The 26,588-nt window shown below is 42.1% G+C and carries 28 protein-coding genes and 1 pseudogene; 23 read left to right on the top strand and 6 right to left on the bottom strand.

All coding sequences use genetic code 11. From position 1 onward, the window contains the following. Window positions 1-1,056: 1,056 nt before the first annotated feature. The 11 genes from ABD917_RS06060 to ABD917_RS06010 all read left to right on the top strand — a co-directional run bounded on the left by ABD917_RS06060 (window position 1,057) and on the right by ABD917_RS06010 (window position 8,140). A complete protein-coding gene (locus tag ABD917_RS06060) occupies window positions 1,057-1,380 on the top strand; it encodes a hypothetical protein (RefSeq protein ID WP_345119212.1) in 324 nt (107 codons plus the stop codon). A 98-nt stretch (window positions 1,381-1,478) separates the two neighbouring features. After that, a complete protein-coding gene (locus tag ABD917_RS06055; protein WP_345119211.1) occupies window positions 1,479-1,793 on the top strand; it encodes a hypothetical protein in 315 nt (104 codons plus the stop codon). A gap of 100 nt (window positions 1,794-1,893) precedes the next feature. Further along, the gene (locus tag ABD917_RS06050; RefSeq protein WP_345119210.1) at window positions 1,894-2,430 is read left to right on the top strand and encodes a hypothetical protein; all 537 of its coding nucleotides are present in this window, start codon (window positions 1,894-1,896) and stop codon (window positions 2,428-2,430) included. Beyond that, window positions 2,427-2,984, top strand: coding sequence for a hypothetical protein (locus ABD917_RS06045; RefSeq protein ID WP_345119209.1), 558 nt, complete (start codon window positions 2,427-2,429; stop codon window positions 2,982-2,984). Before ABD917_RS06050 ends, ABD917_RS06045 begins: the two co-directional genes overlap by 4 nt. 46 nt (window positions 2,985-3,030) lie before the next feature. Further along, window positions 3,031-3,588 carry a hypothetical protein gene (locus ABD917_RS06040; protein ID WP_345119208.1) on the top strand — a complete coding sequence of 186 codons (558 nt, stop codon included), beginning with the start codon at window positions 3,031-3,033 and terminating at the stop codon, window positions 3,586-3,588. Continuing rightward, the gene (locus ABD917_RS06035; protein WP_345119207.1) at window positions 3,578-3,754 is read left to right on the top strand and encodes a hypothetical protein; all 177 of its coding nucleotides are present in this window, start codon (window positions 3,578-3,580) and stop codon (window positions 3,752-3,754) included. Before ABD917_RS06040 ends, ABD917_RS06035 begins: the two co-directional genes overlap by 11 nt. 650 nt (window positions 3,755-4,404) lie before the next feature. Continuing rightward, window positions 4,405-4,908 (top strand): hypothetical protein, encoded by a 504-nt coding sequence (locus ABD917_RS06030; RefSeq protein ID WP_345119206.1) that lies wholly within the window; start codon window positions 4,405-4,407, stop codon window positions 4,906-4,908. 151 nt (window positions 4,909-5,059) lie between these two features. Beyond that, window positions 5,060-5,458, top strand: coding sequence for a hypothetical protein (locus ABD917_RS06025; RefSeq protein ID WP_345119205.1), 399 nt, complete (start codon window positions 5,060-5,062; stop codon window positions 5,456-5,458). Window positions 5,459-5,622: 164 nt separating this feature from the next. Continuing rightward, window positions 5,623-5,982, top strand: a complete 360-nt coding sequence (locus ABD917_RS06020) for a hypothetical protein (RefSeq protein WP_345119204.1) — start codon at window positions 5,623-5,625, stop codon at window positions 5,980-5,982. A gap of 1,297 nt (window positions 5,983-7,279) precedes the next feature. Further along, window positions 7,280-7,582 carry a hypothetical protein gene (locus tag ABD917_RS06015; RefSeq protein WP_345119203.1) on the top strand — a complete coding sequence of 101 codons (303 nt, stop codon included), beginning with the start codon at window positions 7,280-7,282 and terminating at the stop codon, window positions 7,580-7,582. Window positions 7,583-7,813: 231 nt separating this feature from the next. Continuing rightward, complete coding sequence (locus ABD917_RS06010; protein WP_345119202.1) at window positions 7,814-8,140, top strand: hypothetical protein; 327 nt, start codon at window positions 7,814-7,816, stop codon at window positions 8,138-8,140. Between the two features lie 457 nt (window positions 8,141-8,597). On the opposite strand, the pseudogene ABD917_RS06005 reads toward ABD917_RS06010, so the two are convergent. Continuing rightward, window positions 8,598-9,394, bottom strand: a pseudogene (locus tag ABD917_RS06005) (tyrosine-type recombinase/integrase); the annotation flags it as partial. Window positions 9,395-10,244: 850 nt separating this feature from the next. On the opposite strand from ABD917_RS06005, the gene ABD917_RS06000 reads away from it, so the two are divergent. Together ABD917_RS06000 and ABD917_RS05995 are read left to right on the top strand one after the other, a co-directional pair. Continuing rightward, a complete protein-coding gene (locus ABD917_RS06000; RefSeq protein WP_345119201.1) occupies window positions 10,245-10,547 on the top strand; it encodes a hypothetical protein in 303 nt (100 codons plus the stop codon). 1,196 nt (window positions 10,548-11,743) lie between these two features. Next, complete coding sequence (locus ABD917_RS05995; RefSeq protein WP_345119200.1) at window positions 11,744-11,896, top strand: hypothetical protein; 153 nt, start codon at window positions 11,744-11,746, stop codon at window positions 11,894-11,896. A 515-nt stretch (window positions 11,897-12,411) separates the two neighbouring features. Here the strand turns inward: ABD917_RS05995 and ABD917_RS05990 are convergent. The 3 genes from ABD917_RS05990 to ABD917_RS05980 form a co-directional block, all read right to left on the bottom strand. Continuing rightward, a complete protein-coding gene (locus tag ABD917_RS05990) occupies window positions 12,412-12,747 on the bottom strand; it encodes a hypothetical protein (protein WP_345119199.1) in 336 nt (111 codons plus the stop codon). A gap of 1,512 nt (window positions 12,748-14,259) precedes the next feature. Further along, window positions 14,260-14,517, bottom strand: coding sequence for a hypothetical protein (locus tag ABD917_RS05985; RefSeq protein WP_345119198.1), 258 nt, complete (start codon window positions 14,515-14,517; stop codon window positions 14,260-14,262). A 238-nt stretch (window positions 14,518-14,755) separates the two neighbouring features. After that, window positions 14,756-15,349, bottom strand: coding sequence for a hypothetical protein (locus ABD917_RS05980; protein ID WP_345119197.1), 594 nt, complete (start codon window positions 15,347-15,349; stop codon window positions 14,756-14,758). Window positions 15,350-15,803: 454 nt separating this feature from the next. On the opposite strand from ABD917_RS05980, the gene ABD917_RS05975 reads away from it, so the two are divergent. From ABD917_RS05975 to ABD917_RS05965, 3 genes are all read left to right on the top strand, one after another. Then, window positions 15,804-15,986, top strand: a complete 183-nt coding sequence (locus ABD917_RS05975; protein ID WP_345119196.1) for a hypothetical protein — start codon at window positions 15,804-15,806, stop codon at window positions 15,984-15,986. A 756-nt stretch (window positions 15,987-16,742) separates the two neighbouring features. Beyond that, window positions 16,743-17,216: a hypothetical protein gene (locus tag ABD917_RS05970; RefSeq protein ID WP_345119195.1), complete on the top strand. Its 474-nt coding sequence runs from the start codon at window positions 16,743-16,745 to the stop codon at window positions 17,214-17,216. Between the two features lie 128 nt (window positions 17,217-17,344). After that, a complete protein-coding gene (locus tag ABD917_RS05965; RefSeq protein ID WP_345119194.1) occupies window positions 17,345-18,094 on the top strand; it encodes a hypothetical protein in 750 nt (249 codons plus the stop codon). Here the strand turns inward: ABD917_RS05965 and ABD917_RS05960 are convergent. Continuing rightward, entirely contained in the window at window positions 18,025-21,234 is a 3,210-nt protein-coding gene (locus tag ABD917_RS05960; RefSeq protein ID WP_345119193.1) for a toprim domain-containing protein, read from the bottom strand. The genes ABD917_RS05965 and ABD917_RS05960 overlap by 70 nt on opposite strands. A gap of 253 nt (window positions 21,235-21,487) precedes the next feature. On the opposite strand from ABD917_RS05960, the gene ABD917_RS05955 reads away from it, so the two are divergent. From ABD917_RS05955 to ABD917_RS05945, 3 genes are read left to right on the top strand one after another with little or no spacing between them, the layout of a single operon-like run. Next, complete coding sequence (locus ABD917_RS05955; RefSeq protein WP_345119192.1) at window positions 21,488-21,667, top strand: hypothetical protein; 180 nt, start codon at window positions 21,488-21,490, stop codon at window positions 21,665-21,667. A 58-nt stretch (window positions 21,668-21,725) separates the two neighbouring features. After that, window positions 21,726-22,043, top strand: a complete 318-nt coding sequence (locus ABD917_RS05950; RefSeq protein ID WP_345119191.1) for a hypothetical protein — start codon at window positions 21,726-21,728, stop codon at window positions 22,041-22,043. Beyond that, window positions 22,015-22,305, top strand: coding sequence for a hypothetical protein (locus ABD917_RS05945; RefSeq protein ID WP_345119190.1), 291 nt, complete (start codon window positions 22,015-22,017; stop codon window positions 22,303-22,305). Before ABD917_RS05950 ends, ABD917_RS05945 begins: the two co-directional genes overlap by 29 nt. 271 nt (window positions 22,306-22,576) lie before the next feature. Here ABD917_RS05945 and ABD917_RS05940 read toward each other — a convergent pair whose 3' ends face one another. Further along, a complete protein-coding gene (locus ABD917_RS05940) occupies window positions 22,577-24,067 on the bottom strand; it encodes a YdaU family protein (RefSeq protein WP_345119188.1) in 1,491 nt (496 codons plus the stop codon). A 472-nt stretch (window positions 24,068-24,539) separates the two neighbouring features. Between ABD917_RS05940 and ABD917_RS05935 the strand changes: the two genes are divergently transcribed. The 4 genes from ABD917_RS05935 to ABD917_RS05920 all read left to right on the top strand — a co-directional run bounded on the left by ABD917_RS05935 (window position 24,540) and on the right by ABD917_RS05920 (window position 26,177). Beyond that, the gene (locus ABD917_RS05935; protein ID WP_345119187.1) at window positions 24,540-24,857 is read left to right on the top strand and encodes an XRE family transcriptional regulator; all 318 of its coding nucleotides are present in this window, start codon (window positions 24,540-24,542) and stop codon (window positions 24,855-24,857) included. A gap of 360 nt (window positions 24,858-25,217) precedes the next feature. Further along, window positions 25,218-25,607, top strand: coding sequence for a hypothetical protein (locus ABD917_RS05930; protein ID WP_345119186.1), 390 nt, complete (start codon window positions 25,218-25,220; stop codon window positions 25,605-25,607). 6 nt (window positions 25,608-25,613) lie between these two features. After that, entirely contained in the window at window positions 25,614-25,811 is a 198-nt protein-coding gene (locus tag ABD917_RS05925; RefSeq protein WP_345119185.1) for a hypothetical protein, read from the top strand. Window positions 25,812-26,024: 213 nt separating this feature from the next. Beyond that, entirely contained in the window at window positions 26,025-26,177 is a 153-nt protein-coding gene (locus ABD917_RS05920; protein ID WP_345119183.1) for a hypothetical protein, read from the top strand. Window positions 26,178-26,588: the final 411 nt, after the last annotated feature.

Here is a 26,588-nt window from a genome sequence, read left to right as displayed (position 1 = left end):
CTGTTTGTGAATTGCGGTCCTGTTTGTGAATTGCGGTCCTGTTTGTGAATTGCGGTCCTGTTTGTGAATTGCGGTCCTGTTTGTGAATTGCGGTCCTGTTTGTGAATTGCGGTCCTGTTTGTGAATTGCGGTCCTGTTTGTGAATTGAAAAGAAGCTCGCTGCTGCTAAAGCAAAATTATCTTATCAATTTTCATGATGTTTGTGTGGTTTCTCGCATCACGTGTGTTTCCCTTGGCATGGATAGCCGTTTTGACATTCCTTCTTATGGGATTTAAGGGAGCAAAAATGGGAAAGGTGCATTGGCCTTAAAGAAAGAGCAGTGTGGCAAATGTGAAAAGTGTGACATCCCTGTTATTTTCGTGCGGTGGAAGCGCTCTTAGTCTATGTTCTTGATCATGGCTTTTCTTCTTTGTAGCAGCCCTTTATCTGGTTTGGTTTGTTGAAAAAATATTTTGCCATTAAAAAATGATCTGACAAAAAATAAAATAATTTATCAAATAATGAAGTCCACAAAACATTCTCTCCTACAGAGCAATATTTACAAAAAATATGAGATCACTATTGGTTTGAAGAAAGTTTAGCATCTGCTCTATGAAATGGAAGAGGGGAAAAGTGATCGGTCATTTAGCTCTTGTTTATTTTGCTTTTTCCATTAGAGACGTGCATGGATATTGCTTTATTCTGCTCTTTTTCGTTTTATATTCTTCTTGTGTGTGAGGCTGTTATCAAAGGGATGAAATGGTTTCTTGGCAAGGGGGAACTGGAAAATATCATCAAAGAGAGAGTTTGCGCAACCTTGCGAAAAGCTTTAAATGAATGCTTCACATTGATGCGTGCTATCAAACATTGAAGGAGTGGGGGAGATGCATATAGATAAATCACCATATGGGCCACAACCGGTGCTTGTTCGTATTGATGGAGCTGTTGTCTCACAGGGGGCTTTAGATAAGAAATCAAATTTTTCTTAAAAAAAAACTTCAGCTCTGTCAATCAAAGATTATCTCATCATCGGCGTTCTGTCTTTCATAATGGTGGTTGTGGTATACAGCAATTTTATGAAATGCTTTCATGGATTGTCTGAAGAACAGTTCACGGCAATGGTTCAGAAAAATTTTCATGGTACCTTTCTGGAAAATCTGAAAGATTTATTCTTGGGACAAATTTCATGGGATGAAATCTATAGGAGAGAATTATGGAACAGAGCTGGGTGGGGTAGTGTTTGGAATTTTATCTGTCTTATCCCGCAAATGCTGTTTGGAATTGCTCAAATCCTCTTTCCCATCATTTTTGTCTTCTATTTTATGTTGAAGGGTGAATTGCAAGAAATGCTCCCACAATGCGAGAAATCACCCGAAGAATGTGCCCCGATTACTTCATAGAGCATATAGAGGGAGGAAAATGTGACTTTTTTGTCATACAGAATATGTCTCTGCTCATTATACGCTTTGCAATGCCTCGCTCTCTAAAGTTTCTAATCTTGTTGCTTCCTTGGCAAAAATGGTGGCTGCGTGGTCATGGGGTAGGTGATGTTGCTCCTGCTCGTTTTGTTGTGATCATGTTATCTCGTTTTTTTGCCTATCGTTATGCTTTTGTATATTCTACATTTGTAGATTTTATCGGGGCTTTCACTGAAAAAATTTTTTCACGAGAAAGAAGCAACAAAATCAAAGGGATGGTGAGGCATTGGCTTTTTCATGGGAATTTGTGGAATATTGTTTTGATTTTGCTTTGTTGTTTTTATCAAGGGATGAAATTTTCTCTTTGTGGGGAGAAAGAACAAAAAGCGTGCTGATAAAAACATGAGAGAGCTTGCACAATTGTAAAAAAAGCTTTAAATATATCCCTCACGTTAGTGCGTGTTGTCAAACATTTCAGGAATGGGGGGTATTTGCATGAGCATAGACAAACCACAACACGGGTCTCTTCATAGGGAGGTGGCTGTTGTGTCGGGGAAAGCTTTTGATAAAGCATCAAAGCTTTTTTCTTTCAAAAAAGCCTTGGCTCTCTCCACTAAAGATTATGTCATTATCTTTTGCTTGACTGTGATCTTCTTACTGTTCTTGGCCGCTATGGCCTATATCAATCCTCTAGAATATTTTCATGTGTTCTCCAAGGAGCAGTTTGAAGCGATGGCTCAGGAAAGTCTTCGAGCCATGGGGCAGAAAAATGTTGGAAAACAGTTTTTTGAAACGAGCGCTCTTCTACAAAAGCATTTTATAGAATTATGGTGGGCTGCTGGATGGAATGGCGTTTGGTCTTTTCTATGTTGTATACCAATAGCGATCTTTGTATTTTTTTTCGGATTCTTTCCGCTCTTGTTTATCTTCCGTGCTGCGTTGAAGCGTGAGATAAAAGAAATGATCCAACAATGGGAAAAATCATTAGAATTGCAAAATACCAATTATGCGATGGATAGGGGGGAAAAGTGATTATTTTTTCACTATGGATCATACTATTTGCAATCTTTACGCATGTGCTCATTTGGGCAGCATACATTATGATTTTTATTTTTACTCTTATGACGGTTTTTGTCATTTATTATTCTTTTGTTAAACGCACAGGCTTGTTGTTTTGCATGTGGCGAAAACTTAAAAAAGCTGCACTGCAAAAATTGGGCCTTTATGAGAAACATAGCAGGGTCCAAAACTCAATTTTTGAAGCAAAGTTCAGTCCTGTGGCCTTTAAAGAATCTCTGGCTTTGTCAAGAAGAGAGTATAAAATTATCTGTTGTGTTGTTTTGATCATGTTGATCCCTTTCGTGTGTTTAGCGATTTTTGGTGCTTTTTATCCAAGATCTGCAATTTTTTTGGCAGGTTTGGCAGCCAAGGCCCCTGTTTTGTCCAAAGTCATCGCGTTTGTATTCCAAGGGTCGCTTTTAAGCTGGGCATGTATTGTCTTCTTCTTGCCGGTGGTTTTGATACTTCACGCTCTCCTCCATTGTGGCGTGAAAAGAACGGTAAAAAAATTGGAAAAATTTGCTTGAAGAGAGTGTAACACAACATCTTCACACAATGCGATAGGGGAAAAAAGTGGATATTTTTATAAAATATTTCGGTGTGTTAGGACTGATCATCATAGGCATTCTCTTGCTGATGGTCATCATCAGAGTTCCTTACTTTTTGGTCAAATATCTCAGATTGCATTGTAAACTGTCTCAGGAATTGAGAAAGAACATCATACAAGAAAAGGATGCATTACAGAAATCACGCAGTGATAAGAAGGGAATGCAAAAACAGAATACAGTGTTTGAGGCAAAAGCGCGCCTGCTTTCTTTTAAAGAATCCATGATGCTCTGGCCAAGAGAGTTTAAAGTTATCTTTTTCTTCTGTTTTCTCTATGTGATCCTACAGACCTTCCTTGCTATAAAAGGCTGGGAATGGTGGAAGAATGATGTAAGTTATTTTAGCATGATGCTGGTGAGTATCATATGGGTTTGTGCTTTGTTATTGAGCCCGATCATTGCGCTATTCTTTGTCAAGTTGAGTGGAAAATTGAGAAAGACAATTCAACAATTGGAAGAAGAAATTGTACAACGAGATGAAGCGCTTCGTGCGCAGGATGCTATAGGGGAAAACAATGACCGCTAGTTTTATAACATTAACAGTTCTCTCTGGTCTATGTTGGGTGATCGTTAGCCTTTCCATTGCTTTGCCAATTTTGCTCCTTTATTACATGTTTATCAAGCGTGCGCGGTTGTATTGTAAAGCCAAAAGAGAACTGAAAAGAGTGCTGCAAGAACGTGATGCAGCATGAGGAAGAAAGGAAAAATAGGAAAGATAAGGTGGAGTAGGATTGAAGCTTTAATCAAGGTGCTGTTTTATCATTTGTAGGCATGCTGGTTCTTTCAAGAAAAGAGTATAAAAAGAGTGTAACATAAGAGGCGTGCTGTTATCATAGGCGATATTTCTTTGATCATTATGATCCCTCAAATGCCTCTCTCTAAAGTTGCTGATCTTGTTGCTTCCTTGGAAAAATGGCGGTTTTTTTTGGATATGAAGGACGTGGTGTTTCTTTCCCGCCCGTTTTGTTTTGGATAGGTTTTCTGATCTTCTTAGCTATCGTTACGCTTTTGTACATTCTACAAGAGTTTCAGTGGAAAAAACAGCCAGAAATGACAAGAAGTAACCCAATAGAAAAAAGGAATTGTTTGTAGAAGGCAAGTTCTTCTTATCGGCTTATGAGATGATCTTACTGTTTGAGAAGCCTTATTCTGTACGCTCAAGTAAACGGCATTATGCTTTTATGGCTTTATTTTGTGTGTGAAATTGTCGTGCAAAGCAACAGGAGAATTCAAAAAGTGCTGCAAGGTGACGGATTGCTAAAGCGGTGTGCAAAAAAGGAAAAATCATATAAAGCTAGGGGGTGATCAAGAGATTGCTTCTTCGTTGGAAAGGACGCTGATTTTGTCAGGACAGGATTATAAAAGAATATATCTCTCCACTTATGGTGACTATTTTGATCGTGCTTGGCTTTATATACTAGGTTATGTGTGGAGAGGATTTTCTTTCCTTTGCTCTCTTCGAGTGGCATGGATTTTGGCTGGTGCTCTTTTCTTCTTACCAACTATTTTTCTGCTGCGTGTTGTTGTGACGCATGTGTTGCAAGAAAATCATTCAGGAACTGGAAGAAGAAATCTAGTGAAGAAAAACGAATATCATTACACCTTGGCATCAAGGAAAGATAAAAGGGAGCCTTTTTCGTGTGGGGCGAAAAATATCGCATCTGTTGCGCTGAAAAAAGTAAAGTTCATTAAAGCAGTTTATCCGAGAGATACCTATCAGTTGACCATTAAACAGGATACAGAGTGTGAACCAGATGGCGTTTTTATATTCATACGGAAACTAAAAAACGAAGGATTTGCGGTCAGTTTTCTATCAAATATAAAAAGAAGGATGCACCATGTTTAACATAATAATCTCTTTTATTCCGTGGAGTCTTCACTCCTAGATTATCAATGGAAATGTTTTAACTCTGGTCGAACGCTCTCTTATCTTAACGGTGCGTTTATTGTTGATTATTGCTCTGAATATTAAAATTATCCGACAGGGAGAACCGGTGATGATTACGAACATTCTGACAGTTATTGTTCTGTTTGTTAATGATTTCACTGGATGGTCTACACTTTTACTGAACTACCCCACAGTTTTTTGCTATCTGTCACTTGCTCTGGTTTCATTGATGAGCTTGCTGGTAAAGAAACTCTTTATCATTTTTTATGCGCCTGCTGGTATTTCTGAAGATAAACGCAAACATATCCTCTTTTATCTGATCAATAAATATATTACGTGGATTTGGATCATCGTCTTTTTTGCCAATGGTCTTCTCGTGGCTTTTTTTGCATGGACCTTTCAGCTTTGGTTGGTCACTATGGGTTTCATTTTTGCTGGTATGCTTTTTTCGAAATATCTTCCTCTCATCATGCAATATTTTTATCGCGTGAAACACCATGGAGCATAATATGTCATTGTTTAACATTCTGACCGGAACCCCTTTATGGGCTTGGATTTTGCTTATTTTTCTCATTGCGAGGGAAATAATCGCATTGAAAGATAGGGAAATGAAGGTTAACCGCCTTTTTCTCTTGCCGGTGGTCTTTCTTTTTTTTAGGCGCAAGCGATGTGATGATTAAAGAGCTGGCGTTTCCGCTCTGGAGAGCAATCGCAATGTTGGGGGGACTGATGATCGGCGTTGGCGTTGGCTGGTTGCTCTGGCGTGCTACTGCGCGTTTAAAAATCAAAGAGGGAACGGATTTCATTATTCGGCTTGGTACGCCGTTGACACTGATGTTTATTCTTATTGCTTTTGTCATCAAATTCACATTGATTGTTTTTCTCCATGTTAAACCTGATTTGAAATATGTATTTGATTTTAATCTTCTTTTTGGTATTTTAAGTGGGTTTACTGATGGTGTGTTTTGGGGTGGAACATTAAATTTATATAGAGCGTTTCGAAAGAATCCAAATGAATCCCTATACCATTAGCTGTGGGTTCTTCCTATCAGAACTCTCTCAAGAGAAGCTTATTCATAACAACAGCGCTGCATACAAATGCAGTGTTGTCTCATAGTTTCAGATTTTTTTTCCTAGCGCGTGAATAGGTGAGGGAAGTGATATATCTGACGATGCCCCCTTGGGGGAAGAGCGAGCCTAAAGGTTTAGAATGCGATGAGTTTAAGCTGGCTGGACTTTGAGTAGATGGTTTATTGCTGATGGGAAATCATTTTGTTTTACGATTTAAAAAGAGGAGAGTGAGGGTCTCATGGGCGTAAGTGAGACAAGAAAACTGTTAGCTTGGCAATGCGGAAACAGTTTGGAGAACGATGTTGTGGAACCCCTAGAGGTTGCTATGATGGCATGATGCTTTTGTCAAGCATTATTGATAGGGGTGGAACCGGTGTTTAAGGGTGTAACTGTGGTAACTGTACAACCCAGTAGCATTCCGTTTGAGTATTTAGGAGAGGCAGAATCCCTATAGGCTGCGCGTACAATATGTGAAGCATGCTTGTGGGATCAGTGTGTCATTATTGCGTTGTGCACGCAACCCTTTCGCGAGTACTTTATTGGTGAGGCTGTTTTTTGAAGCTGGTTGTCATGATCTGTGTGTTTTTAAAGAGAACGTTAGCGCCGATGGATCGCGTGCAGTGGCATTCTGATAGTAAAACTTCACTCTCATAACCCACAAAAACTCTTCTTACTGTTTTACGCAACATTTCTGTTGCAGCAATATTTCCCCCTACAGCGGTCTAAACACTCTACCCACTTTTTATGCTTTTCTCACGAGATCAAACAGACAAATCTATGCTCCATACTTCATGCCCTACACTGCGTGCTATAAAAAATACGCGCCTTTAAAAAGAAAAGGTTTGTGAAAGGGCAAAACCCACAGTACTGTTGAAAAAGCTTGTGGTCAGTGGAAAAAGAAGAGTGTTTGCCAACTTGTTGTTAGCGGACTTGTGAAGTACAGATTTTTTCATAGAATGAAATGAGCAAAAATTATCAGCAATTTGAGGCGTTTTTTGATTGCGAATGGTATTTTTGCTGGTGTTGTCGAGTTTTTCAACAATTTTGCAACTTATCAGATCGAAAAGTGAATTTTGAGGTCATAAGGGCTGAAAATTTTTGCAGAAAAGTGTCTCCTGTGGGGCGCTTAAAGCGCGTGCTTGAGACAGCTTTAGAAAGAGCGATGGAGACTGTTGACCTTCAAGAAAAGTTGCGTTCTCAATAGAGTACGTCCCCGTGGGAAAGGGACAGGTTATTTTTTCTCAAGGGTGAAGACAAATTGCTGTCTTATGATTTGCGGCATTTGGACATTCTTGCTTTGCTTGGAAATGTGGAAACTTTGCCCTTTTTCAGAAAAAGCTTTCCAGAAGGTGATCAACTTGCCCTGCAGGAAAAAACTTTTGATGCTTCGGTCAAAAAAATTCATCTTGAATCTGCTATGGTGTTAGCGCAAGAAGTGGCAAGGCTTAAGCAACTCAATGATAATTTACTTGAACAGGTCGCAGTAGAATTGTTTCTAGAAGAGACAGGGATCAGCTACCAATATTTTAAAGCTGGTGGTCCGCTGGTGTACAAGAAATAAGAAAGCTTAGCATCAAAAATTCGTTGACAAGAAATAAGAAAGCAGAGAAAAAACAACAACTAAGAGCGCAAGGCTTTATTGTCTGCGAAGAGGAAGCACTTTGTGAGGTCGATGGCAAAATTTATTGCTACGATATCCTTTATATCAAGGATGGGGAACTCAAATTTATGGATATAAACAGTGTTTAAAGCAATCTGTTGTTGAGAAAAACAGCAAGCTGCTTTATATAAAATGCAACAAGAGGGAATTTTAGAACAAAATGAACAAGACAGAGGAGAACGAGGTATTTGGGAAAAAAATACCCGCTTTTCAATTGAGAAAATGGAGCAGTTTTTCATGGCAAAAGAGGAAAATGCTCTCAGACAACTTTCTTATCATGTTTTGCACATTTTTTATTATGATGGCCCTAGAAGCTCCTGCATGTGCAAAGTCTTTGACAGAATTTTTGCAATGGGGAAAATGGGATGGTATGGGGCATGTGATTTTTCTGCTTCCCATTTTGATCTGGCTTTGTCTTCTCACGTCTTTACCTCTTCTTTGCGGGATCCACAGTATTAGAGAGCGTAAATTGAAAAAAACGCAGAAGTTAAAGCAAACAAATGAGTCACAAGATAAATCAGTGAAGACATAAAGCCTCATGGGCTCTAGCGCTCTTGCTCTTGTTATCCCTGCCTTTTTTCACAGTGCTTACAATTGTGGTATTGGCTATTTTACTCAATATGATTAGTGTCGCCCTTTATTATTCTGTTCTTAAACGTTTCAAGTTCTATGCACAGCTTAAACAATATAAAAGCATGATGAAAAAACAGCAGTGGCGTTTTGATGATCTGCAAAATAGTGAAATCAAAAAGCAAAATTTAGCGCTTTCTTCAGAAGAATGTTTCACTTTATACAAAAATGGCTCATCTTTTTACGAAAAGATTATCTTCGCATCTTCTTCATATCTCTCATCATTATGGTTTTCAAAGTGCATGTTTATAGAACCTTTGTATAGGAGATGGATTGTAACGCTCATCATCTTGTAAGCAGGAATTGTCCAGACATCATCTTCAATTTGATCTTCACAAATATGACGCAAAGGATGCGTACGAACCCCTGTAAGGATAAGCAAGCGCAATGCCAGTTTTGTGTTATAGCTGTTTTTTGACAAAGCGTTTTATAAAAAGCAGGGACCTCTTTCCAATCCATGGCTGGAAAATTTTGTGCTTTATGGCGTTGTTTTCCTAAGAGAGCACGCGCTTTTGTTGTTGCTTGTAAATCAACATCCAATCCTAAGGCAGCCGCATGTTTGAGACACATATTGAGACGAATAAGAGCCCTATTAGCTGTTGCAGCTTTTGAATGCCAAATAGAGGAAAGCGCGTTGCGTATCTCTGTTTGTGTAATCTCTGAAACAGGGAGGCAACCTAATTTAGGGAGAATATGAAGTTGTAAAGGCGAAAACCAACGCCCATCTTTACCATCACCTTTTAATTCAGCTTTACGGCTTTCAAAAGTCTCTAAAGCAATATCTTTTAAATAATGGAGATTGCTTATTGCTTCACGCTTTTGTTTCTCACGTTCTTTAATGGGGTCACGACCCTCACGTAAAACAGCACGCCATTGATTTGCACATTCGCGAGCTTGTTTTAAAGAAACATCTCTCAAGGCACCCAAGCCCATTTCGCGACGCCGACTGTGAATGGTATAGCGATAAAGCCATTGAGCACCCCCATCTTTACGCTTATGAAGAAGCAAGCCGGCACCATCATTATATTTGCCAGCCCCCAATGTTGCGACAGATCTTGCATTAAGACGGTTCATAAGGACCATTTTTACTCCTTTCCTATACAGTTTTTACCCACACGCCGGCCCCGCTTGTGACATGCAAAAAAGTGATTTTGATTGATGCAACATAAACAGATTTGAAATGAGAGAATCTTACGTTATTCGCTGTTCTCACTCAATATGAATAACGCTAGATTATCATTATAAATCAATTCTTTGTCAAACATGACAGGTTTAAAGCCTATACTATGCTGTTTATTTTGCTATGTGTTTGTCTTACAGACCCTGTTGTTTTGATATCGTGGGCAATATTACCTTCTTAGATGAAGAAAAAAGATCGATAAATTGGAAGAACTCACCAAGCAACAAGGTAATTCATAAAACAGGGCAATTCATAAAAAAAAGGGAAGAAAAAAATGCTTATAGAAATTGCAAAACTTATGCTTATGATGGGCAATGTATTATGGGGTTAAGTGCGAGATTATTCTTGCTGTTTTGTTCCGTATAGCGATGGTGGTGTTTTCTTATTCTCTCTTAAAGCGGCGATCTACTTTGAGGTTATAGAACAATGCAACAAAGCAATAAAAGAGCCGACGAAGTCGCTGTGTTATGGGAGATAAGATCCCTCAAAACAGGGATTTTTTTATCTGTATGTGTGTATGATCAATGTTATGGGCTGGGTGGCGTGTATGAAACAGCATGCGGCGTGCTTGGGGTATAGAGCAAGAGAGATAAGATCTCAAAGCAAAAGGTTTGTTTCGTGTTTCTTGATGTTTTAGAACAACCTTTATGCGTCTTTTGCATTTCTATAGCTGTAACGTTAGGTGCTGGGGTGGCGTGTGTGAAACAACATGGGGCGTGTTTGGAGTATGCTAGACTTGAAATATAAGCTCTCATGAGAATAGGGAGGACCAATGAAAAAAATGGAAGGCGTGATAAAGAGCTTGGTTCTTTTCCTTTTGAAGGGGCATTTCTTTCTGGGAAGGATTATAAAATCATCTTCTGCATCTGTATCACCATTGTGCTGGGTAAAATGGCTCTTTCTATACCAAACCTCGCCAAATGGCAGTTAACCGTGTGGGAGGATTATACTCTTTTTTCTGTCTTTATTGGACTGGAAGTCCTCATGGTGTGCGTTCTTGCCTTGATACCGGTTATTTTGATACTCTATGCGATTTTGGGGTATTTCTTAAAATAAAATATGCAAAAATTGGCAAAATTAACTAAACAACAAGAAGACAATTCATAAAGAGATGGTAGGGAGAAAAAACGCTTCGGGAAATTGCAATGTTTATATCCTACCTCTCTTAGTGAGGGGCACTTCTTGCTGTATTATTCAGTGTAGAAATTGTGGCGCTCTATCATTCTCTCTTCAAGCAGCTGTTTACTATAATGTTAAAGGAAAATGAAACAGGGGGCATAAAAGAATGCTGTGTTATGGGAGATAAGATCCCTCAAGGAAGCGCGATTTTTTATCTGTATGTGTGTGTGATCAATGTTATGTGTGGGATAGCGTGCATGAAAAAAAACATGGGGTGTGCTTAGAGCGTGGAGAAAGAGAGCCGGCTAGAGAGATAGAGATCCAAATTTGTGACATAAAAAAGTTTTTCATAGAAAAGTCGTTGAGACAAAAAATAAGAATTAACAGAACAAGAATGTCCTGTCAGTGATGAACCAATCATGTGTAAAGCTGCTAGAAGGAAACATTGCCCCCGACATTGTCTACATTAAAAATGGTGAAATCGCCATTATGGATATAAGCATTGATTAGGGCGCATAACTCCTTGGGGAGAAAAAAAGAGACCTCTGTTAAGCAATCGGCAATTTCTCAAAGTTTTTTCAGGAAAAAAAACAATCACTATAGGCTTTTAAAAAGCAAGCTTGATGGGTCTTGGAATATAAGCAAAATGCTTGATGCCAAGTGCACCTCTCTTTCTTCTTTGTGGTCTTTGCTGGGGGGGCTCTCAGATTGCCAACCGCATCTTGCTGTTGGTGAGGGCATTGATGCCGCTTTGTTGATTTGTTATAGGACGCACGTTTACTGCGTTTAGTTATGGGCATGTTCTTATAACCCGTAAAATGATGCTCATGAATTTCCGCCCCTCACAAATTCACTTTCGGGATGATGCGTGTAAAGAAGGCTTTATCCTCGCAGAGACTGCTGCTTTGCTGTTTTTAGGATGAAAACATCTTAAGATAAGAAATTGGAGTGATTTTTTATCACCAAAAACATAACATAAAAATATCTCTTTAAACGAGAATGCTTGGAGCCATTCCTTGGTGATCTGGCATGCCAAAAAATGGTTAGAGGAAAATAAAAAACAGCGGTCTTGATTTGTAACCGATCAAACTTTTCACCCTGTACAAGCTTCTTTAAGCTTAGGAAGCTTCTTCATGGTCAAATATCAACAATCTTCTCTCAATTTTACTGCTGTCACTCTCTCTTGTGGTTTGGTTGCTCTGATGGCAATGGGGGATGTATCGGGAATGCGTATTGCCTTAAAATGGCATGATAAGTGGAAAATTGTGCGTCATCTGTTGCGGTGACTGAAAAAACGAATCACTTTTTGTCAGTGGTATTAAAATATCGGCTTTGAGAACGATAAAACACATTTATGCCTAGAAGAGGTACCTCTGTCTCTCATCACTTTGTCTCTATCCCTTTCAGGGTAAAGGAGCAAAATTCGATGAAATCGTGAGAGCAGAAAAAGACACTCGTGTCCTTTTGTGCCGCCCCCGTAAAACTCTGCCAAGCTTTTGCTCCATCTTTGTCGAGCATTCCAAGCGAACCATACAACTCTATGAGCAAGCAGAATGCTCTCAAAAAAATCAATCCTATGGCAGATTGCCGGGAAGACAAAAATGATTGCTTTTGATGATAAAGTAGGAGATTTTTAAGAATAAAAATAGCATTAATTATAGATTAATATCATAATAATAAAGCAGCAGCATTTTTAATAAAATAAAAATAAAAAAAAGCTCCAATAAAAATGGAGCCTTTATACTCTTTTAATTTATAATATATAACAATTTATTATTACTATACTTTAGAAAAGTTTTATCTATACATTTATATATTTTTCAATCAAAAACATTTTTATCCGATAATCTATAATAGAGTTTATAAATGAAATAATTGCATGTAATAAATTTATACCTTGTTCATAAATATTTTCTATCGCTTTGTATTTTGATATCTTCTTACTTTCATTAAGAAGTATATTCGATGTATCCGATGTACTACTTACTTGTTCAAGAAGCTGTAAACGCGTTTTCTCAACAGTATAAGGAGCAACAATAGGAGAGGGTTTTGTATTTTCTGTACGATCAGATTGTTGAATTGCGAGAGCTAAACCACTTGTTACTGCGCTTGCTATGAAAAAATATCTGATACTCATAATTTTTCTCCTATATTTATTTGTTTATAAATAAATACAAAATGTATTATACATAAATTAATTTTAAATGAATACAGTAAAAATTCAATATTCATAAAAAAGAATAAAGTTTGCCCAGAAATTGACAAAATTTACCCTTAATTGCCTTAATCAATTCTTTCAAACTCTGTTTTATAAAGGAGGGTTTGAGGGTTTTAGGCCACGAACTCATATGATGAAGTGTCAAAAATAGCTGTTAGCAAATTTCTGTTTTGCATTATGGGAAAGAGGGAAGACCCATGAAAGCTAGACACATCCTATGAGGAGCAGAGTGCATCCCTATTGAGGGTTGTGGGGTACACTCTGCACGATTGGGTGCATTCTTTGAGGGTTGGATGCATCCTAAAAGGGGGGTGCATTCTTATTGAGGGTTGGGATGCACCCCTGTAGGATTTGGTGCATTCTTTGAGGGTTGGAATGCACCTTGAGGGGCGGGGTGCACCGTTATTGAGGGCAAGGTGCGCCCCGTGAGATTTGGATGCATTCTTTGAGGGTTGGAATGCATCTTGAGGGGCGGGGTGCATTCTTATTGAGGGTTGGGATGCACCCCTGTAGGATTTGGTGCATTCTTTGAGGGTTGGAATGCACCTTGAGGGGCGGGGTGCACCGTTTTGAGGGTTAGGTGCACCCCGTGAGATTTGGATGCATTCTTTGAGGTTTGGAATGCATCTTCAGATGTGGGGTCCATTCTTTGAGGTTTGAAATGCACCCCATAAGCCTTAAATATATTCGTGAGTAAATAAGATAGTCAAGACAATTTATGTTTTTGTATCTTATCTTGATTGGTTATTGTGTTTTCTATGGCCGTCGATTTTGCGTCTTTAATATTTAAAATAATGGGATAATAAGGTCCCTCTAATTGTAAAAGAAACATAAAAATCTATAGTTATAAGCCGGTTTTGGTAGATGAGGGGCATATTTTATTGCTATTTGATCTCTTCTTAATTTTGTTTCAAAAGCAGGTTTATATCTAACGACTGGCTTGTAAGGCGAAGCGTGCATAAAAGTAAACATAATGAAATATTGCACAGTATTAAAAGAGTTCATTAACTGTTATTTTGTTTCCATATTATGCAATACTATGTTTTTAAATATGGCCACTTTATTCAAAACGCAGTCTATAAATAGTGTTTTAAAGTGTTGTAGGTAATATACTCTTGTGATGGAAGAGGTCTTTTATTCTTTGTAAACAGAAAATTGCAACGAGAAGAATGGCTCTGAAAATGTGCTTATGCATGAGGCAAATGGTAAGAATAATGCAATGTCTTTGATAGATGAAACTCTAAATAGATCAAAGAATTAGATAAAGATCTTATCAAACGGCCAATTTTTATAACAGTGTAAACATTTCAACGAGGACTATTTCCAATGAAAGTTTTTTTATGAGGTGAATGTCAGTAAGGGGTGTTTTTTGCGCAATCGGCTATTGATTGTTGTTGTTTGTGTGTTGGTGAGAGTGCGGGGGTAGCCTGCCTATGAGTGGGGAGGTTGGGGGGTAAAAAGCTCTGCATAGAGTGGTGTGGGGCATTTTTCTTTGTTTGCTTGAAAGACATGTGGTTTTGCCAAAGTGATAAGCATAAGGTTTGTTATTGGTGGCGTGATGTTTGGTGAGAGTTGTGGTTGTTGAGAGCTATCGTTGGGGGAACTACCAGCGGGTGTTGCTGATGGTGTTGGTGGGAGGTGTTCGTACTGGTACGTGTCAGGAGAGGGTGTTTTTGTCGCTTTTGGCATGTTGATAACTGCGAAATTTCTTTTCTTGTTATCAGATTTGCTGTTCGCTCAAATCTTCTAAAATCATTGCACTAATGTCTGCTTATCAATTGCTCAGAATATGTTGCTCTTTAAATATCGTCACATGGCTTTGGCTGTGCGTTTCGGGGACGTGAGGTGTGGAAGAGGGTATGTCGGGTGGCTGCGCTCATAGGGTGGAGAGGAGTTCGTGGGATAGGGGGATGGTGTTTTGCCATTCTTATTGAAAGGGGAAGGTGTCTGAACATGTGCGATTTGCATATCCCCAATGAAATGCTAACAAGTCTAGACAATCTCGCAAATGGTCGGCAAGAGAGTTTTGTTTGCGTTTAGAGGCGCTTAACTCTTTAATCGCTTGACCATAACCTACAACGCGTTCGATAAGTGAGTAGCCCAAAATACCAAGCTTGACTTTGATGGTTTTTAGATGATTAGAGGCTTCTATTTGGCGTTCAATGGGATGTGTATAACCTTGGCTACAGGCTACTTTTTCACGTGTGTAGTCAAGGCTCATATGGTGGTCGCCCTGACTTTGGCGCCAATAAACATAAAAGCGTTCTGCTGCTTGATATTGTGCTTTGCTCAGATGCCCTTTCGCATATAAAAGGGCAATGGGATGGCTTCTTGCATTGGCAAGGGCTTTGATGGTGCGCGGATTGCTCGAGCTTTCCCGATGATGGGGCTGAAAATAAGGATTGTTCGTTTCAACCACGATTTCTTTTGTTTTTAAGTGACCAATGTGCGGTTGTTCTTCACTATGAGGGGCGGGAGCAAAAGTTGGTGTGTGGTTTTTTCTCTTATCTTGATGGTTCATGTCATCTCCTCAAAAATGATTTCTTTGCTTCTTTTATGTAAAGCAGTGGAATTGTGCTGCTGTATGCTTGTCGAGGGATCCGTTTCCGCTCTTTTGCCTGAGAGAATTTGCTAAGGGGGTGGCTGTGGTGCTGTCATAAGTTTATCCCAAGGGGGGTAAACGCAGGTTTGTGTGGGGGGCAGGGTGTATGTAGGAATGTGCACAGGCATATAGCGGTTGTGCGAAAGTGTGCGGGAGCAGTGCGCGTGTTCCGAGGGGTTTTTTTTTGCTTGAAGAGATGGGATTTCTGCTGCATTGTAAACTCTTTGGTTTGTTGCTGTGGGGGGGGGCTGTTATGGGAGAATATTGATGTCGCATTATTTGGGGTTTGGGGAGTGGGTGATGTTGTTCTGCTTTATGGGGATTGCGTTTGGTTCTCTTTATGAGAGATTTGGGGGCTAGAAGGAAAAGATTGTTGAAGATTGCGATGTTTTCTTCCATGAGTGTCGCTGTCTTTCAGTTTGTTTACGAGGGAGCCAAGTATTTCGGTTTAACTTGGCTTTGGTTTTCAAATCCGTGGCTGTTTAGTGTCCTTTTTGGCCTTGTCTGTGGTTCTGTTTATATAGGAATAAGGCGTCTTATTAAGGGGTGGCTTTAGATCTCGAGAGTGAAGTGCTTTTACTGCATTTGTGGATTGACCATTTTTCCTCTTTATGAAGGAGCAAGGTGCCTTCTTGTGGTGGGTGAGGCATTCTTGCGCTAGGCGGTGTTTTGCTCCATTGTCCGTGTTATCCTGTGGCTTATGGAGAGTGCTTTTCGCTTTGAGAGGTAGCTGCTGTCTGCGTTGATAGCACGGTGATTTTCTCCTTGAAGAGATGAGAATTTTTCTGCATGGTGAACGTTCTCTTGGATAATATTGCTGTGGGCGGCTTGATGCTACAGAGCTCGTGGTTTTTGCCGTTTTTGCTGCTCTTTTGCTTTTGGGGTGTTTGCCTGGCTTTTCTTTATAGGGTGGCTGCGCGGTGCAAAGTGTCAGCGTGGATGTTTTGATGGTGGATGATATCGTATGGCATTCTTGTTGCCTTCTTCGGTTTTCTTTTCGCTGGTGTGCAAAGAGAAGGTATGAGCGCAGAGTTGTTGTGGAAAGGGGGGCCTTTTCCTGCTTGTTTGGCATTGTCCTTGGTTTGCTGTATGCGGGTGTGAAGAGTATGCCTGCTCTCTGGGGAAGCTTCGTGAAAGCAGTGGTGTTTTGCTGCATGTTGGGCGTTTTCCTTCTGCTTGCTTTTGTGGGAGTCAGAAATATTGCTCTATTAGATGCAATATTCTGGAAGGGGTTGGTGTTTGCTCTCTTGTTGAAATTGCTTTTAGTTTTGCTGATACGGGAGAAAGGTAAGGGGCTCATGCAGAGCTTGTCTTGGCTTGCGGAGTTTGTGCTGTCGTTTTGCTGTTGTGGAACAAGCGTGCTGTTTTTTACTGTGAGCGCGAGGAATATGGGGGGCGTGGGGGGGTGAAGGCAATAGCCTTTCTTTGCATTACTGGAGTCATTTTAGGACTTGCTCTTGTGGGAGTGAAAAGTAAGGAGTTTATGTGGCGGAGGTATTTGAAGGCAATATCGCTTCTTGTCGTATCGGAGATGTCCTTGGCTTGGCTTATATGGAAGCTTGGTATGTGGAGGGGGGATGGTGTCTCTCTTTTGAAACTCTTGGCGTTTTGCAACATTGTTGGGGTCTTTTGGGGTTGTGCTGTTGTGGCAGCGAAGAGTAAGAGCTTCGCGTGGCTGTGGTTTTCAAAGGATTGGGTATTTTACTGCATTTGTGGATTTCTTTCCCTTTTTCTTTATGAGGGAGCACGGTGTTTTCTTGTGGTGTGTGTGGCATCCGTGCGCTAGGCGGTATTTTGCTCCATTGTCAGCGTTATCCTGTGGCTTATGGAGAGTGCTTTTCGCTTTGAGAGGTAGCAGCTGTCTGCGTTGATAGCACGGTGATTTTCTCCTTGAAGAGATGAGAATTTTGCTGCATGGTGAACGTTCTCTTTGATGATATTGCTATGGGGGGCTTGATGCTACAGAGTTCGTGGTTTTTGCCGTTTTTGCTGCTCTTTTGCCTTTTGGTTGTTTGCCTACCTGTTCTTTATAGGGTGGCTGCGCACCGCAAAGTGACAGGGTGGATGTTGTTTTGGCGGTGGGTAGTGATTTATGGCCTTTTTGCCACCTACTTTGGTTTTCTTTCCGCCGGCGTGGGCAGTGGAGATGTAAGCGCAGAGTTATTGTGGAAGGGGGCGACATTTTCCTGCTTGTTTGGCATTGTCCTTGGTTTGCTGCATCTTGGCATAAAGAGTCTGCCTGACCCTTGGGAGATGTTCGTAAAGGTGCTGGCATTGTGTTGCTTTTCCGGTGTTATCCTTCTGTTTGCTTTTGAAGGAGTCATGCATATTGGTATCATGAGGGGGATATTACTGACAGGATTGGTGTTTGCTCTTTTGTTGGAATTGCTCGTGGCTTTGCTGATGAGGGAGGGTGATGATTCCATCTTGCAGAGGTCGTTGTGGCTTTTGAATTGTCTGCTGGTTGGTTGCATTTGGGGATGTGCCTTGGTGTTTGTTGCTGCAGGAACCGAGCACTTTGGGTGGAGTTGGCTGTGGTGCTCGAATATGATGGTGTTGAGCAGTCTCAATGGATTTTTTTCTCCTTTTCTTTATCAGGGGGAAAGGTGTGTTCTTGTGATGGGCGAGGTGTTTTTTAAGAGAGTGGGAGGGCGCTCCAGATAACGCCGTGGCGTTGCAGGGTGTTCACAAGAACAGCGATAGCGATAGGTTTTTTTATCAAACCAGAGGCCTATTTTGCCTTCAAAGTCACCCGAACGTTGTTTGGCAATATTCATAATAACGCTAGGGCGTTTTTCTAAATCCGTTTTTTCTTGTGTGAGCGAGGAAGCAAAAATTTTGTCTTCTAAGGAGCGATTACGCCAAATGGTGATAATGTTAAAAGCATTGGCACCAATTTCTGAGGCGCCTTTGATATCTTCTGTGCCAGGGATCTCTTTATCGAGACCCCCTTTGCGGGCATGGGCAACCAGATGAATGTGTACATTGTTTAAAACAGCCCAATCAACCATTTTATAAACCGCTTGTTCTTGACCGGCATAGTCATCTGAGGCAATGCCAAGACGCATCAGACTGTCGATGATAAATTGATCACACCCATACCGCGCGCGGCAATAGTCAAAGACATCGAGCAAGGTGTCAACGCTCGATTTGCCCACATGTTCATAAAGAATAAGCCCATCATCCAAAAATTGAAGAATGCGTTCAATCATTTCTCTTGTGGGTTGTTCTAAGCCGCCGGTTTGTTTGGTTAAACGACGCAGAGATTGTGCGCCTTTCATTTCTAGAGAGGCTAAACAAAGACGGCTGTTTTGCGAAATCCAATGGGGAATACAGTCTGATAACAATTGGCTTTTTCCTGCTCCACTGGCACCACTCCAGAGCGTTAATTCCGCTGGGCGAAAATGCAATTTGCCATTCAGTTTCGGATAGGGAAGCGTATAGCCAATATGTTGTTCGGGCTCTGGCCAAAACAGCCCTATGACTTGCTCTTTATAGTCTGAGGCGTGCCGTAAACCTTCTGGCGCAAAGCTTTTTGCCGCGGCAAAGGCTGCTCTTATGGTGGCGGCATCAATCCCTGCGGTGAGACATTCATTGGCATCTTTGCCTGGTAAGCGTACACGGTAGCAGCGGTGACGTCCAAGCCTGCTGGCAATCTCATGGGCTGCTTCTTCACCAGGTTTATCCATATCGGTGGCTAAAAAAATCGTTTCAAAGGATTCTAAATGGTCAAATTCATTTTCAATCCAGTTTTGTTTGCCTCCACTTCCTCCTCCAAACGGTACCGAGACCGCCGGATATCCATAGGCGGCAAGCGAGAGTGCATCAATTTCTCCTTCCGTGATAACAAGAGTTCTATTGGTAGGGGGCCTATTGGCCGGAGTCTGATTGGCGGGGGGCTGATTGGTGCTCCAATGGCTGGAAGAAAAAGCTTGGTTTAGCGACAAGGGGTTAGAGGTGAGGACGTTGTCTGGGGCGCAGGTGGCGTCCCTAGTGGTGGAGATGTGCTTTGTGAGCGAAGAGCTTGTGGTGGTGTGGTTTGTGTCATCCTGTACACTTGTAGAGGTGTTGAAGCTTGTGGGAGAATGGTGAGAGCTTTGTGTGTCTGCTGGTGGGTTAGGATTTTGGCTGCCTGTGTGGAACGCGTGGTTTGTGGGAACAGTGTCGCCCGTGGTGGAAGAGAAAAGGTTTTGGCGATGGCTGCCCGTATTAGGAGTGTGGTTGGTGCGAGAGGCGTTGTCCGTGGTGGTGTGGCTCTCTGGCATGCCTGTGACATTGTTGAGGCTCGTGGCGGAGATGCTTGTATTCTCATGCACCCCTGTGGGGTTTTCGAGGTTTGTTGGTGGAGGGCTTTGCCTGTCTGCCTGTGGGTTAGGATCTTGGCTGTCTTTGTGGTGCGCGTTGTCTGTGGGAACCATGTCGCTCGTGGTGGTGGAGTTCTCCTGTAAGTGTGAGCTATCGCGGTTTGTTGGTGTGGGAGCGTTGCTTGTGATGACAGGGGCGGGGCTTCTCTTTGTTTGCATGCCTGTGACATTGTTGAGACTTGCTGGTGCGTGCTTAGAACTTTGCATGGTGGGCATGTGAGGTATTGTAGAAGGCATGTCCTTGGTGGAAGAGAAAAGGTTTTGGCGATGGCTGCCCGTATTAGGAGTGTGGTTGGTGCGAGAGGCGTTGTCCGTGGTGGTGTGGCTCTCTGGCATGCCTGTGACATTGTTGAGGCTCGTGGCGGAGATGCTTGTATTCTCATGCACCCCTGTGGGGTTTTCGAGGTTTGTTGGTGGAGGGCTTTGCCTGTCTGCCTGTGGGTTAGGATCTTGGCTGTCTTTGTGGTGCGCGTTGTCTGTGGGAACCATGTCGCTCGTGGTGGTGGAGTTCTCCTGTAAGTGTGAGCTATCGCGGTTTGTTGGTGTGGGAGCGTTGCTTGTGATGATAGGGGCGGGGCTTCTCTTTGTTTGCATGCCTGTGACATTGTTGAGACTTGCTGGTGCGTGCTTAGAACTTTGCATGGTGGGCATGTGAGGTATTGTAGAAGGCATGTCCTTGGTGGAAGAGAAAAGGTTTTGGCGATGGCTGCCCGTATTAGGAGTGTGATTGGTGACCGAGGCATGCGTGGTGGTGTGGCTCTCTGGCATGCCTGTGACATTGTTGAGACTTGCTGGTGGAGGGCTTTGCCTGTCTGTCTGTGGGATAGGATTTTGGCTGTCTTTATGGAGCGCCTGGTCTATGGGGTAAAGTGCTTGCCAGCCAAATAAAATCGGTTCACATTGGGCTGCTGTTGGTTTTGTTTTGGCGCCTGCTTGTGCTAGCCGTTCTTTTACCAAGGCAAGGGTGCCATCGGGCTTATAAAAGGGAAAAATGATTTTTTCGCCATCTTCTCCTATGCGGTAGCGCTTTAAAATCTCAAGGGGAATGCGGCGTTCTTTGTTGAGGTAAGTTTTGACTAAATTTTCTGGTGTGCTGCATCGAGGAACTGGTGGACGACGATAGGAACGATGAGGTGCCATAAAAGGTTTGGGACGCGTAAGATTGAGAAAGGCACGGGCTTCTTCTAATGCTTGCGAAAGGCTCATCCCTTTAACTTCACACCAAAGATCTAGCAGATCTCCTCCTCTGCCTTCTGCAAAATCATACCAAAGACCCGCTTTACTACCGCTCAAACACACCGATAAACTTTGACCAACCTCACCACGTGTGTTGCCTACAATCCAATCATTGCCTCGACTGCGCCCTTGTGGGAGAAGCATTTCGGCTACCACTCCTGCTTGTGTGTTAAGCTGCTGTTTGATGTCAAAAATTGTGCTCATATCGATGTCTGTGCTTGTTGATAGGTTTTAAGGCCGCCATTTCCCCTTGTTTTGTGGCTGATCCGTGAGAGGGAAAAATGACAGGGCTTCTTGATGTTCTTTTATCTGCCCGTTCTTTTGGCAAAAGCCGTTGCTCGATAGGGGGTAATCCACTTTTCAGCATGTCTTTGCCACTTTTGGCATGCCACGGGTTATGAATTTTTTCTCCTATGTGGTTGGCTTTAAAATCTAGGGATGTAGCAGCTCTTGGGGCTTGTTTTTATCCAATCCTTGTAAAATCGCCGCCACTGTTTGCTTGCTCATTGCAGAGAATACATTGTCCTTTGGGTATCACCGCGCGGCTTTGGGGTTGGAGGCGCGATTTGGTGATGTGGGGTGGCGTGGAGAGTGTATCGCTTATTGTGGTAGAGGTGTTGTCCTCCTGTCAGTGTGAGCTATCGCGGTTTGCTGCTGGAAGGATCTGCCACTCTGACGCTGGACTGCAATCTTGAATGCCCGTGTTGGTGGCTGGAATTGTGCAGAGGGGGCGTGGTGGTGGAAGAGCTAAGATTTTGGGTTTGGCTATCCGTATTAGAAATGTGGTGCGTGCGCAAGACGTTGTCCGTGGGGGCGTGGTGGTGGAGTTCTCCTTAACTGTGAGATATCGTGGTTTGCTACTGGAGGGCTTGGCATGTCTGCCCGTGGGGGAGGATTTTGCACTTGATTATATGGCTTGGGACTTGGCTGTGTGTGGTGGGCATGTGAGGTATTGTAAAAGGCATGTCGTTTGTGGGAAAGAGCATGCGACGTGGTGGAGGTGTGGTTTGTAGCAGTATAGAGGCTTGTTGGTGGAGGGCTTTGTTTGTTTATTGCTATGCTAAGGCTTTGGTTATGTATGTTAGGGGTATGGCTTATGAGAGAGAAGGTATTGCTCGTGGTGTGGGAGGTAAGGATTTTGGTTTGATTGTTCGCGTTGGGAAGGTGAAACATAGAAGTGCCAGTAGCGTCTGGGGTGGCTGTGGTGTGGTTTGTGTTTGTTCGCAAATTTGTGAGATTGTCGAGATTTACACTGGCGTGTCTAGAGCTTTGTGAGTGTGTCGGTGTGAGGCTTTGGATTTTACAGCTTGTATTATGGCTATGCGTTGGGGGGGAGAGTGCATTGCCTATGGTGGTGTGGTTTGTGGGGGTATTGAGGTTTTCTGCTGGAGGGCTTGGCCACTCTGACGCTGGGGTGGCAAAATTCTCTGTTGCATCTTGTTGCTTAAGGATGGAAGAGGTTTCATCAGATAGTGCCAAGAGATTGAGGCTTGCATATGGCCTCTCCTCTGCTCTCTTTTCTTCTGCTTTGATCAAAAAAAGTTTCTTAAAAATCATGCTTATGTTCGTTGGCCGAGTAGTTGATAAGACTGCGGTAAAGAGATTCATTTTCTTTTTCTTTGTTTGGTGGTGATAGGCGGTTATGAGAAGAAAAAATGGCAAGTCTTTCCTGATGTTCTTTTATCCGTTCAATCTCTCGGCGAAACCAATTGCGCCATGTGGCTTGCCAATCCACTTTAAGCGCGTCTTTGCCGCTTTTGGCTTGCCAATAGTCACGAAATTTCTTTTCTTGCCATCGCGCTTGCTCTTCACTCAAACCTTCTAAAATCGCTGCCTCAATGTCTGCTTGCCAGTCGCTGGGAAGACGGTGTCCTTTAGCTAGCACTGTGCGGCTTTTGGCTTGTTTGCCTGCATTGGAAGTATCGCCGGTGGGAGAGGATATGTGAGGTGGTGCGGAGGAGGCCTGGTCTTCCTCAAAATGTGAGATGTCGAGGCTCGTTGGTGGGTGGCTTTGCCTCTCTGTCGGTGGGGTATGATTGGGGCCGTCTGTGTTGCTCACTTGAATGGTGGAAGAGCAGGTGGAGTTCTTGGTGGTGCCTTTCTGCAAGCTTGTGGGAATGTCAAGGTTTGTTGCGAAAGACTGAGAGCTTTGTGGGCATGCCGTTGAGGCAAGATTTTGACTGCCTGTGTCGAGGATGATTGGGGTGGAGAAGGTATCGCCTGTTGTGGTGGAGGTGGGGGTGAACTTCTCCTGTAAGTGTGAGGTAGCGCGCTTTTCTACTGGAGGGCTTTGTTCGTCTACCGGTGGAGTAGAGTTTTGATGATGCATGTTTGGAGCCTGCTTCGTGGGAAAAGTGGTGCCTGTGGTGGTGCGCTCTTCTCGCATGTCTGTAGAGTTGTTGAAGCTTGTTGGGGATTGGCTTTGCCTCTCTGTCGGTGGGGGCGAATTCTCCATTGTATCTTGCTGCTTGAGGCAGAGAGAAGTTTTTCTGGATATCGGCGCATAATTGAGCGCTTTCTCCTCTTTTGGTCTGGTCAACAAAAACTTCTTTTCTAAAACACCGTAAGGTGTTTCCTTTTCTTCTCTGTTTTGAGCTTCTAAATTTTGTTCATCATCTCTTGTACAATTATTCCGCAGATGTTCAATCTCAGCATTGATTCTCCTGCGTTTTTTTGCCGAACAATGCCCCGCAAAAGATTTTTGTTCAAGCAATTTTTCTCGCTCTTGAAAAACAATTTCACAACGCTTGTTCCATAAACCATTCGCTAAATTTAAAATCTTTCCCTCTTCTATAAGCATTTCTAAAACATTGACAAAAGTTCGCTTGTCACAGCCGCAAAGACGCGCTAAACGTTCTACCGATAATTCTAGAGGACGACCGCGGGCATACATTTCGTTAAGAAGAATTGTATAAATTCCAATTTCGTGGGCTCGCATGCCACGTACCCCCCCTAGAAAATCATTCTGATACCAACAAACATAAGGAAGTCTAGACGATTCATAATGAGGAGTTTCTTGGTGATTGGCGTGTTTCATGCTTCAATCTGCCTTCTTCTTTTTTAATGTTTCTTTTCTCAATCAAACCGGAAATAGTGTGTTTATGCATGTAATGGCTCTTTATGCGTTTAGTGGAATTCGATTAAAATTTTTATGCTTGAGTCGAAGGAGTGCAGTCTTATTGCGGTTTGGTCCGTTAAATGGCACAGATTTAGGCGTTCCTTGATACAGTCTAAAGTGATAGTACATACTAAATCGCTTATAAATTGACCATTTGAGATTGCACAGATGGTAAAGGATAAATAAAGCAATATTGCTGAACATATACGAGCTGGCGGGGGGGCATTTTTACATCCTTTGGGGTGATAAAGTGTTCTTTCGACCCGAAAATGATTTTATCTCCCTTAAAAATAGAATTTTTTTCTTAATTTTATCCTTTTTGGAGGATAATGCAAGCTCGTTTTACAAAAAGGACGTGTTTTTTAATAAAGACGCGCTATATGGTGAGACTATGAATATCAATGGTTGGCGGCAAAGATTAAGTGCTGTACTCGAAAAAAGTGGACGCTCAAAAAGATCAATCTCCCTCGCTGCCGGTAAAGGGGCTGGATATCTCCACTCTATCCTCACGGAAGGAAAAGAACCAACAATCGAATCTCTCTCGCAAATTTGTCACGAAATTAATATCAGTATGAATTATATCCTCTATGGTCAGGACGCAAGTTCTGCAGATAAAGAATTTATCGAGCTTATTTCAAAGCTTTCTCCGGACGAGAGGCAGGCAATTTTGACTCTTTTGCGCCGATCAAATGCCGGAGCAGCAAAATAAGCTCTTTCCGTGTCTTTGAATCAAGACTACGCCAGTATTGTATCAATTCTAAATCACGCATTTTTGGCTCTCCTGTCTGTTGATGATTGTATTGGGTAAGAACAAATAGAGAACAATACAAGGACATCTGCTCGGACATCTGCTCGGACATCGGATGGGGCATCGGATGGGGCATCGGATGGGAAAAAGTGAATAAGTGGTGTTCGCGTATGTCCTTTGAACCTCGTAAAGATGAAAATATATCTTTTATTAAGGATAAAATAGTTTGACATATCCCCCATAGAGGATATAAGAGTAACGCTATATTCAGCCTTGTCAAGACAAAGCTGTCTTTTATCAACTATAGAAAGGGGGGAAATTATGAAAAATATGCCGTTCGTTAAAGAGGATGAAATACTCATTATTCTCTGTGAAGATGAAAAGGGGGATGCCTATGAAGGGCCATTCGAGCAAATCGAAGAAGTGCTCGAAATTCTTGAAGAATATGAAACGATTCACAGAATCCTGCGTCTCGATGTTATGACACTTCATGCCGAGGATGTGAGTGAACAACTCGCCGATATCTATGTCGAAAATCATGAAATCGACGAACAAAATAGTCAAATTCAGCCTTTTATCCTTAATAGTGAGGCCTATCATAGTTACCTTAGTGAAAATGCTGCGCGCGATTATGAAGATAATCTCTATGGTTCTTATGAAAAACAGCATCGCTTGCGTCCCTGTGATGTTTTAAACGATTACTGGTGGTAAGAAACTATGGCTAGTTATCTCAAGACTTTCTATCGGGGCATTCCACTTTACTATGCTGGAAATAGCCAAAATACCATCAGGCTTGAACCACAAAAACACAATGCTCTCCTTTTTATATCACAAAAGGCTGCAGAATGTGTGGCAAAAAATTTGGCAGAAAAATATTGCCGCGATGATTTTTGTATCGTGCGTCAGCATGATTAAGAGAGCTCTCCAATAAAAAAAGATACAGCCTTTAAGCGTTTTTCAACAAAAACTTTGCCCTGAAGCATCAAAATGCTTCAGGGCTGTACTGCTACTGTATGAATAATGTGAGAGCGATGGTTTAAGAAGAGTTTTAGGGGAATCGTATCGAGAGAAAGGCATCAGTGAGGTTTTCTACCGCTGTTTTAGAGTGAAAGCTTTGGAGGTATGTCTATGGGGTATATTTTTTATGGAGAGACGAGATTCCATCGTGGGCAGAAGGTTGTGGAAGCGCATAGACGTGAGGTCTGGAAAGTTGAGGCAGGGTCGAGGAAGGTAGAGGTGTGGAGCGTTAATAATTTTCAGCCTATTAATTTAAGATCATAAAACATGTCGCTTGTAGTTTTTTTTTATGGCACGTGCGGCTTCAATTGTCTTTCGCGGCTGTTGGGGCGGTGTTTTGTGCGGCCAATGGGTGCGGGTACACGGAGTTTGCGGGGGCGGTGTTTGCAGATATGAGGCAGAACAAACATGAAAGCTTTTGAAGGCAAGGGAGGGCAGGCGTTTTGCACGGTGATGCAGGCGAAATGTTTATTGGACAGTTTCATTGAGGAAGGGGGAATTGTACTGGCGAGAAAACAATAAGGGAAAACAATAAAAACAGTTGGCAGTTTTTGATAAGAGGGGTGGATGTATGCGCGGCATTATTTCGTTTCGCGGCTGTTGGGGCGGTGTTTTGTGCGGCCAATGGGTACGGGTACACGGAGTTTGCGGGGGCGGTGTTTGCAGATATGAGGC

Source organism: Bartonella pachyuromydis (genome assembly GCF_039543065.1).
Classification (GTDB): Bacteria; Pseudomonadota; Alphaproteobacteria; order Rhizobiales; family Rhizobiaceae; genus Bartonella; species Bartonella pachyuromydis.
Note: the sequence above shows the minus strand (reverse complement) of the source record. Positions and strands in the feature narration are given on the sequence as shown.